Below are 13,356 nucleotides of genomic sequence, written 5' to 3'. Positions count from 1 at the left end.
GGTCCCCATCCGAGCAGCCACGGACCGGAGGTGAATCCGAGAGGATCTCGGGCGAGGACCAGCACACCGGTCATGACGAGTGAAGCTGCCGCCGGTATCGTGATGGTTCGAAAGATGGTCCACCGGGGAGCTTTGAGGAACCGTCCGGTGAGGAGCAGCAGGTACCCGACGGGGAAGAGACCGGCAACGATCGTTGCCCAGGCCGCTCCGACGATACCTCCGGCGGTCGTGAACGGATAGATCACCACCGCCAACAAGACCACAGTCACGAGGTGGAGCTTGGTGTTGATGTCCGGCCTTCCCGCGGCGAAGAGAAGCGGGCTGGTTGTCGACCCGATCGATCGAAGCAGGCCCCACAGCAGCAAGACGTTGAAGGCGGGGATCAACGGCAGCCATTTGGTGCCCATGAACGTGCCGACCAACTGTGGGCCCACGAACCACAGGCCTGCGGCAACCGGAAACGCGACCAGCGCGACGGCGCGCAAGGTCCGAAGGTACGCGCTACGAAGCCGGTCCTTGTCACTTTGAAGTTTCGAGAACGCCGGGAATGCGACCTCGGTGATGACTCCCGTCATCTGTTGGCTCGTGATCGAAGACAGGGTGTACGCGGTGGTGTAGAAGCCGAGCATGGTCGCATCGAGCACTCGTCCGACGGCGATGTCGTCGAGGTTGGCGCTGAAGTACGAAAGGATCGCAGAGCCGAAGATCCAGATACCGAAGCTCAGCAGTTCGCGCATCTTTTGGCGGTCGAAGTTGAGGTGAGGTCGGTACGGATGCGCGATATAGGAGGCGACCGTCGTCGAGATCTCGCGTGCGAGGACACCGAAGACCAGTGCCCACACGTTGCGGAGGATGATTGCGGCGGTGACGGCGACGATGAGGTCGATGACTTGTGGGATGGACCGGAAGGTGAACCGCTGCCGGAATTGGAGGTCCTTGTCGAAGAACACGACACCGACGTTCTTCAAACCCGAGATCATCATGCTGGCCCCCATGACACGCAGGATGCCGACCGCCGACGCGGTGTGGAAGAAGCCTGCCACGATCGGAGCGCCGGCGATGATGAGGCCACCGATCAGGAGCCCGCGCAGAATGGAAACGGTCCAGGCGGCATCGAGGTGGCCTCTGATGTCCCCTTCACGCTGGATGAGGGCCTGGTTGAACCCTGTGGTCGTGAAAGCGTTGAGGAATGCGAGCGTCAGCAGCGCGATTCCCATCAGACCGAAATCGTCCGGTGACAGCAGCCTGGCGAGCACGATGACGCGCACGGTTCGCAGCCCGCGTGTGGTCATGGTCAATGCGAAGGCCCACACTCCGGCGTTGACCGCCCGATTGGTCAGGGTCCCCTCCGGGTGCATCAGCCAGTACCACGCGGCTCTGATCCGTTGCATCATCGGTGGTATCGATCAGGCATGGTTACCTCGTCGGGTTGGCAGACCGGTCATCGGGTGGGTGCAGAACATGATCGAGAAGCAAGTCACCCACTCACCCACTCTGCGTGGGAATCATAGCGAGTCGTCACACACCGGCTCGTGTTCGGGACGGTCGGCCCGACTCCTGTGTGTGGCACAGAGACACTTCCCCGGACCGCTGGAATGACAGGCGCGCGCCGACGGCGCGCTAGCGTTCCCGTGTGGACCGCAGCGACGTTCTTCCAACCAAAGAGTCGGCGTACCTGCCATCACGATACGAAGGCCTCTTCGACGAATCGGATCTGGCGGGGCAGTTCCGGCTGTCCGCATCCCGGCTCGACACCCCAGACGGGTGGTCTGAACGTTCTTCCGGCGGATGGCATCTGGTCCATGATCCTGAGCTGCCGGTGGTGTCCATCAGGTGTCGGGGGGCAGAGGCCGGATGGCTCGTGGGGTATGCGGTCTCGCCCGAGGGCGAGCTGGTGCAGACAGATGTCGAGTGGACGGTGAAGACCGACCCGGTCGACTATGGCGAGATCGAGCAGCTCCTGTGTGCGTATAGCGGCAGGTACCTGGCGATGTTCCTCTTCCAGGGGGATGCGCGACTGTATCCAGATGCGATGGGATCGCTGGGATCGCTGTTCTGTGCGGCCCATCGCATCGTCGCCTCGTCACCATTCCTGATTCCCTCCATCCCGGGGTGCGGGGACCGGGTCGGACTCGTCGAGGCGCTCGGGATTCCCGGTTCTCAGAGGGTGTACCCGTTCGGGCTGACCCCGCGTGAGTCCGTCGACTACGTGATGCCCAATCACTACCTCGACCTGGAGCGGTGGCAGGTCGTTCGGCACTGGCCGACCGAGGACATCACCTATGCGAAGGACCCGGCGGAGATGGTGCAGGTGATCGCCGCCGCGCTCCGAAAGAACGTGGGTGCGCTGGTACGAGACGGTGCGGTGCAGATGTCACTCACTGCCGGCAGGGATTCACGAATGATACTGGCCTGCTCACGAGACTTCGTCGACGCCATCACGCTGGTGACGTTCACCATCAACGACGATGCCGGCAGGCCCGATCGGAACGTGGCTCCTCGGATCGCCCGCAAACTGGGCTTGCAGCACCGTCTCATTCGGGGCAGCAGGCCGTCGGAGCCCGATCTGACGAGATGGGTGTATCGGACGGGTTGCATCGTCGATGAGCCCAGGGGGCAGAGGCTGATTCGGGCGATGGCCCAGCTCGATCCGGATCTCCCATACGTCCTGGGCACCGGCGGCGAGCTGGGACGTGGGACGTACTGGCTGCCGGGCGACGACGAGGCGACTCCACTTGGTGCCGAGGATCTTCTTCGTCGAAAGAACACGCCGCGATGTCCCGAGATCTTGGATCGTGCCCGCCGGTGGATGAAGACCGTTCCGGTGAGTAGCACACTGGCGAAGCTGGATCTCTTCCAGATCGAGCGAGGCATGGGCGGGTGGAACGGCTTCTTGATGTACGGGTTCCCCGACTCGGCCAAGTATCACTTCTTTCCTTATAGCGATCGGCGGATCTTCGAAGCGATGTTGCGGCTGCCACCGGAGTATCGTCGCGAGCGACGCCTCGCCAATGACGTCATCGCCTCGACATGGCCGGAGCTTGCACGGTTTCCCTACAACGAGGCCACGTTCGGCTTGTACGGTGCGTATCGGGGTCTGCGCCGGGCCGCACGACGGACACTAAAACGCCAGAACGGCTAGATTGTCCTCACCTGCGGACAACTCGGTCTGCGGCCGGTTTCGGTGTCGTGACACCAGCTCTGTCTCGACACGAGATGTCTATGACGAGTCGGGCCCGAGCAAATCACCGCCAGGGAAGAGGCGATGCGTAAATCGGCGAGACGAGCCAACAGTGTCATCGGTACGCTGCCGTCCGAACTGGTCGAACAGTTCGAGGCGACGGACCTGATCGGCCATTACCGCCTCTCCGGTTCACGGATGGCGGTTCCTCGGGGTTGGCTCGACCACCGAATCGGAGAATGGCAGCTCGTCCACGAGCAGACACTTCCGTCGCTGCGGATCACCGTGGGGGACAGGCCGATCGGATGGCTGTTGGGTTACCCCGTGGACTCCGAAGGCACGCTCGTTCGACGGGACATCCAACTTCCGGCACACGGGATCTCGGACGGCTATGACGTACTCGAGGACATCCTCTACTCCTTCGCTGGCCGCTACGTTGCGTTCTTCCTGGGTTCGGCGGCACCGCGAGCGTATCTGGATCCGATGGGGTCACTGGGAATCCTGTTCTGTCCTTCGCAAGGGATAGCGGCCTCTTCGCCATTCCTCATTCCTTACACTTCTGAGACCGGCGACCGGTTTGGTCTGATCGAGGCGCTGTCCTTCCCAGGAAGCCACCTGAGCCTGCCATTCGGTTTGACGCCCCGTCACGGCATCGACTGGCTGATGCCGAATCACCACCTCGATCTCTCCGAGTGGCACACGGAGCGGCACTGGCCAAGAGGCGAGTTCGAGCCTTCGCACGATCCGGGGCCACTGGTCGCAGAGATCATTCGTGCGCTGGAGAAGAACATCGGTGCGGTTGTCGACAACGGTGCGATTCAGATGTCACTGACCGCCGGCCGGGACTCTCGAATGCTGCTCGCGTGTGCCCGACGGTACGTGTCGGACATCTCCTTCGTGACGTTGGATCTCCCCGATGGGGTCGGCAAGATCGATCGCAACGTGGCACCGCGTATGGCGCGCAAGCTGAAACTCGACCATCGCATCATCCCGGCACGCAAGGCTTCCGCGCATGCCATGAAGCGATACGCGTATCGAACGGGGTGCATGGTTTGGGATCCCAGGGCGCAACGCGCCGTACGCACCATGTCGCAGTTGGATCCCGGGCGTCCCTATGTCATGGGACTTTGCGGCGAGGTCGGCAGGGCATACCGCTGGCAGGCCGACGATCGGGAGACCACCGCCTTCGGCCTCGAGGAATACCTCGTTCGTCGTGGGATACCTTCGCTTCCGGAGATCGTGGACAAGGGGCGGCAATGGTTCGATCGGCTTCCCGTCGAGAATACGCTCACCATCCTGGATCTCCTGCAGGTCGAACAAGAGACCGGCGGGTACGACTCGTGGTTTGCCTTCGGCTTTCCCGATGCCGGGCTCTTTCACTTCCATCCGTTCAACGATCGCCGGATCATCGACGCGTTTCTACGCCTGCCGGGCGAGTACAAGCGTGAGCAGAGGCTCACCGACGATGTCGTTGCCGGTGCATGGCCGGAACTTGCCGAATTCCCGTACAACCAGGCGATCTATGGAGTGCATGGTATGTACCGGCGCCTCCGACGCCGCGCCAAGGATCTCGTTACTGCATTGAGAGGGTCATCGGGGGCTCCTTCCCAAGAATAGACACCGCCGAGAGAGGCACCATGGCCACACGTAGAGGTTGCCGGTGTAAGCTTGCGCCGAAGTCGGATGGGTCGGGAGCATGGCAGAGCATATCTGGTCTTTTCGACGGCGACCGGACATCGCCGATGGCGAGGCGATGTGGCCCCACGAACTCATCGAACGATTCGATGAATCCGAGCTCGTCGGTCAGTTTCGCCTCTCGAAAGTGGTCGGCGACACGCCCGCCGGATGGCGCCACGAAACGATCGGAGCATGGCATCTGGTCCACGATCGCGCGTTGCCCGCGCTGCACATCACCAACGGCGGGGAGCCCGTCGGATGGATCCTCGGTCAGCCGATCGCGGAAACGGGCACGTTCCTCACCGCCGATCTCGACGTGGGCTCACGGTCTCGGACGGTCGGTTCGGATCTGGTCGAGGGCCTGCTGGACGAGTTTGCGGGTCGGTTCGTGGCAATCGTCGTTGGACTCGATGCGCCTCGACTGTATCTCGACGGCGCCGGCTCCATGGGTGTCGTGTTCAGCGCAGATCAGGGTATTGCGGCATCGTCGGTGTTCCTGATTCCTCAGACCGAAGCCGGCGACGACCGGCTCGCGTTCGTGAGGGGCAGGGGCAAGTTCGCCTACGATCCACATCTCCACTTCGGTCTGACGGTACGCACCGACGTGGACTGGCTGCTGCCCAATCACTTCCTGGACCTCTCGACCTGGCACGCGGTTCGCCACTGGCCACGGGGACCGATCACGTTCACGAGCGACGTCGGAGGAGTCATCGAGTTCGTCGTCGACAGGATTCATCGAAACATCAGAGCCGTTGTGGAGACCGGACGAACTCACATGTCGCTCACCGCGGGGATGGACACGCGCCTCATGCTCGCCTGTGCCCGCGGACTCATATCCGAGATCGAATTCGTGACCCATGAGATTGCCGATCACGACGGGCGTATCGATGTGGCCGTTGCCCGCCACCTCGCCAGGACGATGAAACTTCGTCATCGGGTGATTCACAGGCGGCCGGCCACCGACCGGGATGTGGAAAGGCTTCTCTATCGTACCGGAGGTATGGCCGCCGCCGATTCGCGTTGTCAACCGGCCGTGAACACGATGTCCGAGATGGACGCGACCGCGCCGTACATCGCGGGGACCGGAGCAGAGATCACGCGCATGCCGGTGTTCTTGGATCTCGATGACGAATCTGAGCCTCTCACCCTCTCGAAGGTGCTCGAGATGCGTGATTACCCGGCGTGGCCCGAGACTGTCGAGCGTGGCGAACGGTGGTTCGACGACCTCCCGGTCGAGAATCCGTACACCACCTTCGATGTCCGTGCTCTCGAGCTGCGCGCGGGAGGTTGGGGCGGTTTTCTCACGTACGGGTACCCCGATGCGGCGAAGTTCTTCTTCTACCCGTTCGCCGATCGGCGACTCATCGAAGCACTGATGAGCCTTCCTGTCTCCTACCGCCGTGACTATGGAGTCATCAACGATGTCATCACGTCCCAATGGCCCGAGCTGCTCGCGATTCCCTTCAACGATGCGACGTCGGGTCTGTACGGTTGGTACCGAAGTGCCCGAAGGCTCGCCAAGCGCGTGTTGAAGCGCTGAGGAGGAGCCTCGTCGATCTCGATGTACCGACGTCGGGGTCGAACCGGCGTGAATCCCGGGCGGCATGCGGAGGCGGAGTTCGTCCGACTGGAAAAGAACGTGTTTCCCCGTGCACACGTTGGTCCCGCGGGATGCACCTACGTCCCGGCGATCGCATCGTCCGTGGTGCCGGCCGTCGGGTAGTCGGTGCACGCGTGCCCGGCCTCGTCGACGAGGGGTTTGTGGTGGCGCAGGTGAACGGGAAGGTCTCGTTGACGGCGCCGGCCTCGTTGCGGGAGGCTCGCAGCGGGGACGCGTGAGTGCATCGGACGTCAAAGGATGCCGGCACATGGACGACATGGGTCTCGTTCACGCAGGCGTCGATGGTGCCGGCGGTTGGTGTGCTCACGAGGAGCCTCTCTCAGAGCGACGTCGGCGCATACGGCCTTGCCCTGTCCGTCGACGATTCTTGCCCCGCCACGCCCAACACACGGTTAAGGTGGCTGATGTCCCGGCGCACGCGATCGAGGAGTACGCGGGTGTCGAGAGCGGCAACCGGGTGGCGGAGCACCGAATCTCGTGGCCGTGGCTTCTTGATATTGGCGGCATGACCACGTACAGTGGTCGCCGGACCAACAGACGGTGCACAAGGGGAGGCATGCCATGACGTCCAGGAGTCGGATCGGTGTTCTTCGGCGCTTGCTACAGGCAAGGTCGATGATCATTGCAGTGACATTGTGGATCACCGTCGGAGCGGCCGTCGTTCCACTGCCACAGGCCGCTGCCGCCGAGAACGCGACACCACAGTCCCTTGGGGTGGTTGAGCGAATATGGGGCACGAGCCGATTCGACACCGCGGCGGCGATATCTGCAGCCGTGTTCGATCCGGGCGTTCCGGTCGCCTATGTGGCCACCGGGCTCAACTTCCCGGACGCCATTGCCGGAGCCGCTGCGACGGGCGGCCAGAGTCCGATCCTGCTTGTGAGCACCGACACCATTCCACAATCGACCGCGGATGAGCTCGTGCGATTGCAGCCCGGTCGGATCGTCGTACTCGGTGGGACGGCGGTGATCTCGCCATCTGTCGAAGCGGCCCTTGCCGCGTACACCACCGGCACGGTGACACGCCTGTCGGGCGCGGACCGGTACGCATCCGCTGCAGCCGTGTCTGCGGCGACGTTCGCTCCCGGAGTCCCCGTGGCCTACATCGCCACCGGTGTGAACTTTCCCGATGCGCTCGCCGGTGGTCCCGTGGGAGCACTCAGAGGTGGGCCGATTCTTCTGGTGGGCAGCTCGATCCCTGCCGCCACGGCCAACGAGCTCGTACGGCTCGCACCCGGTGAGATCGTGGTGCTCGGTGGGACCCTCGCGGTCTCCCAAGACATCGAAACGGCCCTCAACGCATATACCAGCGGGTCGGTCAGACGACTTTCCGGCTCGAATCGGTATGCGACCGCCGCAGCGATCTCCTCGGACTATTTCGCGCCGGGAGTCCCCGTGGTCTATGTCGCCACCGGGCTGAACTACCCGGATGCCATCGCAGGAGGGCCTGCGGCCGCCCGGCAAGGCGGACCTGTGCTCCTGGTCGAACAAGACGCTGTCCCGTACGCGACCGGCCAAGAACTTCTCCGACTCGCGACCAGCAGAATCGTTGTCCTCGGCGGCACCGGTGCGGTCTCCGACGCCGTCCGGATCGAACTCGCAACGTATCTGGCGCCGGTGGCGGTGGATGATGCGGCGACGACGTCCGAGGGGACGTTTGGTTGCCAACGACATCGATGGGAATCTGGATCCGACATCGACGACCGTGCAGACGGCACCGCTGCACGGTGTGTTGGTGAACAACGTTGATGGGACCTTCGATTACACGCCCGATGCAGGGTACGTAGGTGGGGACTCCTTTACCTATCAGGTGTGTGACGCCACCGCCATGTGCGATACGGCGACGGTGACCGTGACGGTCACGAACGTGGCGCCGGTGGCGGTGGATGATTCGGTGACGACGCCCGAGGGGACGTTGGTCACGATCGACGTGGTTGCCAACGACATCGATGGGAATCTGGATCCGACATCGACGACCGCGCAGACGGCACCGGTGTACGGAGCGTTGGTGAACAACGTTGACGGGACCTTCGATTACACGCCCGACGCCGGATACGTCGGTGAGGACTCGTTCACCTATCAGGTGTGTGACACCGAGGCGGCGTGTGACACGGCGACCGTGACGATCGGGATGCTGTCACCCTCCGCGTTCGTGTCGGACGACTTCTTCGGGGCGTCGATCAACGGCACGGTGTGGACGCAGGTCGACCCGGATGCAGACTCGACGTTCGGTATCTCCCGATCGGGGAACCAGCTCGTGATCGAGGTTCCCGCGGCCGCTGCGCACGACGCATGGATCGATTCGACCGCCGTGCCGCCCATCACGTTCAACGCACCGAGACTCATGCAACCTGCCGCCGACACGAATTTCGAGATCATCGCGAAATTCCAGTCGCAGATGACCGAACCCGAGCAAGATCAAGGGATCATCGTCCAGCAGGATGCGGACACGTTCCTGCGGTTCGACGTTTTCGCCTACGGCAGAGATGCGACCGCCTTCGCGGCCTTCATCGACGGTGGACCCGACAACTTCCCGTACAGCAGTGTGGCCCCGCTCGGACACCAGCCGATCTGGTTGAAAGTCACGCGGTCGGGCAACACGTGGACGTACTCGACATCGAGCGACGGCTCCACATGGACGGAGCAGTTGACCTTCGATCAGTTGATGACGGTGACCCAAGTGGGCGTGTACGCCGCGAACCCGAGCCCGACCGATCGTCCCGCGCCTGCCACTCGGGTGATCGTGGACTACTTCTTCAACGGCGCATCGCCGATCACGCCCGAGGACGGCGGTGGGACGATCTTCGATATCTGGTACGGCGATGTCCAGAAATTCGGAAACATCGGCAACGCACAGAAATGGATCGATGTTCTCGGCAACGTCGACGACCCGGACGGAATCGCATCGCTGAGCTATTCGCTGAACGGTGGAGCGAGTCACAGCCTCTCGATGGGCCCGGACAGTCGCCGTCTGCTCATGCCCGGCGACTTCGACGTGCAGATATCGACCGCGGATCCGGATCTCGTCAGCGGTGCCAACACCGTCGTCATCGTCGCGGTCGACGGTCTGGGCAACCCGACCACCAAGACGGTGACGGTCAACTGGAGTACCGGCAACGTCTGGCCGTCGCCCTACTCGATCGACTGGAGCACCGTCACCGACATTCAGGACGTCGCCCAGGTGGTCGACGGACAGTGGGAGGTCGACTCCAATAATCTGCTGACCGTGGATGTCGGGTACGACCGTCTCATCGACATCGGCGATGTCACATGGGATCAGTATGAAGTGTTGGTACCCATGAAGATTCGGGGCCTCGATACGGTGAACGGGTACGACGCTCCCAGCTACGGCCCGGCGCTCGGCATCCTGATGGGTTGGGACGGGCACGAGGACTGTTCGGCGTTCACCGAGCCGGCCTGTGACCCCTCTGCGCAACCTGTCTGGGGCTGGTGGCCTTCCGGATCACTCGGTGAGCTGCGGTGGACGGACACGTTCGAGGGGCTCCGGCTCGTCGGCTTCAATCCGGACGTCCGCTCCGAGCTGGCCCAGTCGATCAACATCGGCTCGACCTACTGGTTCAAGATGCGTGTCGAGACGACCGTGGACGGCCCCCTGTACAGTCTGAAGATCTGGGAAGACGGGACCACAGAGCCGACCAGTTGGCAACTCACCGACCAGCAGGGAGAGGCGGGTGATCCGGTCTCCGGTTCATTCCTTCTGCTCGTGCACCATGTCGACGTTGCGATCGGAAACGTCACTGTGACTCCGTTGCCATGAGCGGGATCCGTTCAGGGAGGATCATGGTCGTCGAGATCCTGATCCAGGCGTGTCACACGACACGCGGGATGTGTCGTGGGTGAGACCCGAGAGGTCGTTATCCGGGCGTGTCCCGCGTGTGGCTCGCCCGATCTCGACGTGTTCACCGAGCCGACGAGACTGCCGACGCAGAGTTGCACGTTGTGGCCAGAGCGCGACGCGGCGCTCGACTGCCCACGGGGGACGATGTCGCTGGCATTGTGTGGCACGTGCGGTCTGCTCGTAAACGTTGCGTTCGATCCGTCGCTCCTCGACTACGACGAGAACTACGAGAATTCGCTCCACTTCTCGTCCCTGTTCCAAAGCTATGCCAGGGAGCTGGGAACGGAGCTGATCGAGCGTTACGACCTTCACAACAAGGTCATACTCGAGATCGGTTGCGGAAAGGGCGACTTCCTCCGGATGATGGTGGAACTCGGGAACAACCGGGGCATCGGTGTGGATCCGAGCTATGAGGAAGATCCCGCGAGACCGATCGATGATCGGCTCACGTTCGTCAAGGGCTACTACCTCGAGGCCGACCTGCAGGTGAGTCCCGATCTGGTGATCGCACGTCAGCTCCTCGAGCACGTGGACGATCCCCGGTCGTTTCTGGCTCATATTCGAGACATTCTCGGTGACCGGAGCGATTCCGTCGTTGTGTTCGAGGTACCCAACGCGCTCGACATGCTGCAGCGCGCCGACGTGTGGGACGTCATCTACGAACATCCCGTCTACTACACGCCCCAGGCCCTGGAGCGACTCCTCGGGACGGCCGGCTTCACCGTGCGCGACATCCGTCCGGTCTACGAGGACCTGTATCTGGTCATCGAGGCTTCTCCATCCGTCGGAGACACGGGTGAGCGGCCTCCTGTCGGCCATCTGCTCGAGTCCGACGTTCGCCGGTTCGCAACGGCCTACGAGGAAAGGATCGATCGCTGGCGCACGATGCTTCTCGATATCACGGCGAAGCGTCGTCGGGCCGTGTTGTGGGGGGCGGGTGCACGAGGGGACACATTCTTGAACGTGTTGCAGATCGGGGAAGAGATCCCCCTTGTCGTCGACATCAACCCGCGTAAATGGGGCAGGCACATGGCGGGAACGGGCCAGCCGATCCACTCTCCCGATGTTCTGGTCGCACAGCCTCCCGACGTGGTCGTGATCGCCAATGAGATCTACAAGGGCGAGATCGCCGGCAGTCTGGAGAAGATGGGCATCGACGCCGAGATCCTCATCGCCTGACTCCTCAGACCGCCACGACCTCCGGAGCCAGCCCGAGCCGGGTGAGGTCTGCGCGGATCTCCTCGAGATAGATGGGGTTCATCACGATCACCAGATCCGGCGGAGAGGTCCTGAGGAACTCGGGCGCAACGATCTCCTGCCCCGTGCCCGGCATGAATTTGCCCTGCTTGTAGGGGTTGATGTCCACGACGTGGCTCACCGTTCGTCCGCCCTCCAACGTGGTGAGGAAACTGACGCCCTTCGAGCTGGCAGCCCATACCACCACACGTTTCCCTGCCGCCTCTGCATCCTCCAGACGGCGTTCCCAACTTCGAATCGCCGCATAGGCGGCGTCGGAAAAGGTGCCAACTCGCTTCGCGACCTGATCGAGATCGTCTTCCCCCGGGAAGTGGGCATCCGGTCCGTTGCTCGAAGCCGTTGCCTCGACGAGCAGGTACTGGTCGTCGTATGCGGTCTCCAGGGAGAGGAGATGGAAACCGGACGCACGCAGCAGGCGGCCGAGCGAACCGAGCGTGAAATAGGAGCAGTGCTCGTAGTAGATGTCCCAAAACGCGCCTTCCGACAGGATACGCATGGTGTCGGGCACCTCGACGAACACGACCGATCCGGCGCGGTGATCGGCCGATTGCCTGATCAGCTTCATGAAGTCGCCCACCGCCTGGATGTGCTCGAGGGTGTGGACACAAGTGATGAGATCGCCCGTGAGGTGGGTGGTGCGCTCAGAGAAGAACTCATTCAACACCCTCACGTCCGCGGTGGTCTCCAGCCGCCCCTCGGTGAACGCGGGATCGATGCCCAGGCCGCGGTTGGCGCCGAGTTCGCAGACCAGCTTCAGGAAGTCGCCCTTGCCGCATCCGATTTCGAAGACGTCCTTGTGACGTATGTCGTAGGAGTCGATCAGCCGGTTCGCCAACGCCGTCGCAAATCGGGCGAACGTCGCCGAGAATGCCTGGCTCTCCTCGTAGGGCTGGGTGTAGTCGATCAAATCCGGATCGAACAGCTCGTTCTGGATGAAACCGCAGGCCGGGCAGAAGGCGAGTCGAAGGTTCCCGACGGGCCATGCCTCGGCTTCCTGTCTGCTCGGCAGCAGCACGCAGGAACTCGTCGGAACCGATCGGGATTCGAAGAAGGGAACGAGGTCCGCAGCTCCACAGCTCCAGCATGTCGAGGCGCGAGGTTCAGTCACGCTCGCCTGCGTTCAGCACGACCTTGTAGCCATAGAAGGCCTCCGCGAAGCCGCTGGAGGACTTGCACTCGACACCTCGGATCGTCATCAGGGAGCGGAGCGCCTCGTCGTTGAACCAGTACTTGCCGTGCTGGGAGCGAAACGCCTCCATCAGATACGCGATCTTGCGGTCGGCCTGCTCCCGGGCGACCGGCAGGTACACGTTCGGTGATCCGAGATCGCCGTCGTACTTGGGGATCTCGTATTCGAGAACGAAATGGTCGCGAAACGTCTGCCAGGTCAGCTCCGCCACCAGCCGATGATCCTGGTGAGCATCCCTGCGCCAGTGGGTGAGGACGAGATCCGGCTCGACGGTCCGGGCCAGTTCCCGGAAGCGCTCCTTGAGCTCGCCGAAGGCCCCGGGAAAGAAACCGTCACGGAAGTCGTGTGCACCGAATTCGGCGAGGCGATCTCCGGCGAACAGGTCGGCGCCGCGTCGGGCCTCTGCCGCCCGCTCGCCATGCGCGCTGAACACGACCCACTGCACCGAGGCTCCGGGCAGCGCGTCGAGCAGGCGGAGAACGGTGGCTCCACATCCGATCTCGATGTCGTCGCTGTGTGCCCCCAGACACAGAATGGTCGGAGTTTCCGTGTCGAGCGAGAGTGTCTGCATC

At 62.9% G+C, this 13,356-nt stretch carries 10 protein-coding genes; 6 read left to right on the top strand and 4 right to left on the bottom strand.

Annotated features, from left to right (window positions below):
• Nucleotides 1–1,394 (bottom strand): lipopolysaccharide biosynthesis protein (locus tag GXP34_01030; GenBank protein ID NOY54549.1); only part of this gene is annotated, 1,394 nt, incomplete at its 3' end.
• Nucleotides 1,395–1,633: 239 nt separating this feature from the next.
• On the opposite strand from GXP34_01030, the gene GXP34_01025 reads away from it, so the two are divergent.
• The 3 genes from GXP34_01025 to GXP34_01015 all read left to right on the top strand — a co-directional run bounded on the left by GXP34_01025 (nt 1,634) and on the right by GXP34_01015 (nt 6,398).
• Entirely contained in the window at nt 1,634–3,142 is a 1,509-nt protein-coding gene (locus GXP34_01025) for a hypothetical protein (GenBank protein NOY54548.1), read from the top strand.
• Nucleotides 3,143–3,265: 123 nt separating this feature from the next.
• Nucleotides 3,266–4,798 carry a hypothetical protein gene (locus GXP34_01020; GenBank protein NOY54547.1) on the top strand — a complete coding sequence of 511 codons (1,533 nt, stop codon included), beginning with the start codon at nt 3,266–3,268 and terminating at the stop codon, nt 4,796–4,798.
• Nucleotides 4,799–4,877: 79 nt separating this feature from the next.
• A complete protein-coding gene (locus tag GXP34_01015) occupies nt 4,878–6,398 on the top strand; it encodes a hypothetical protein (GenBank protein NOY54546.1) in 1,521 nt (506 codons plus the stop codon).
• A 137-nt stretch (nt 6,399–6,535) separates the two neighbouring features.
• On the opposite strand, the gene GXP34_01010 is transcribed toward GXP34_01015, so the two are convergent.
• A complete protein-coding gene (locus GXP34_01010; protein ID NOY54545.1) occupies nt 6,536–6,703 on the bottom strand; it encodes a hypothetical protein in 168 nt (55 codons plus the stop codon).
• A 403-nt stretch (nt 6,704–7,106) separates the two neighbouring features.
• On the opposite strand from GXP34_01010, the gene GXP34_01005 reads away from it, so the two are divergent.
• From GXP34_01005 to GXP34_00995, 3 genes are all read left to right on the top strand, one after another.
• Complete coding sequence (locus GXP34_01005) at nt 7,107–8,228, top strand: cell wall-binding repeat-containing protein (protein NOY54544.1); 1,122 nt, start codon at nt 7,107–7,109, stop codon at nt 8,226–8,228.
• Nucleotides 8,215–10,257, top strand: coding sequence for a DUF1349 domain-containing protein (locus GXP34_01000; GenBank protein ID NOY54543.1), 2,043 nt, complete (start codon nt 8,215–8,217; stop codon nt 10,255–10,257). The genes GXP34_01005 and GXP34_01000 overlap by 14 nt, the downstream gene beginning before the upstream one ends.
• 75 nt (nt 10,258–10,332) lie before the next feature.
• Nucleotides 10,333–11,517, top strand: coding sequence for a methyltransferase domain-containing protein (locus GXP34_00995; GenBank protein NOY54542.1), 1,185 nt, complete (start codon nt 10,333–10,335; stop codon nt 11,515–11,517).
• Between the two features lie 4 nt (nt 11,518–11,521).
• Here GXP34_00995 and GXP34_00990 read toward each other — a convergent pair whose 3' ends face one another.
• Both GXP34_00990 and GXP34_00985 read right to left on the bottom strand, forming a co-directional pair.
• On the bottom strand, nt 11,522–12,703 hold the full coding sequence (locus tag GXP34_00990) for a class I SAM-dependent methyltransferase (protein ID NOY54541.1): 1,182 nt from the start codon (nt 12,701–12,703) through the stop codon (nt 11,522–11,524).
• The gene (locus GXP34_00985) at nt 12,696–13,355 is read right to left on the bottom strand and encodes a PIG-L family deacetylase (GenBank protein NOY54540.1); all 660 of its coding nucleotides are present in this window, start codon (nt 13,353–13,355) and stop codon (nt 12,696–12,698) included. The genes GXP34_00990 and GXP34_00985 overlap by 8 nt, the downstream gene beginning before the upstream one ends.
• Nucleotide 13,356: the final 1 nt, after the last annotated feature.

It is taken from the genome of Actinomycetota bacterium (assembly GCA_013152275.1).
Lineage (GTDB): Bacteria > Actinomycetota > Acidimicrobiia > Spongiisociales > UBA4744 > BMS3Bbin01.
This window is presented reverse-complemented; position numbering and strand designations above follow the sequence as displayed.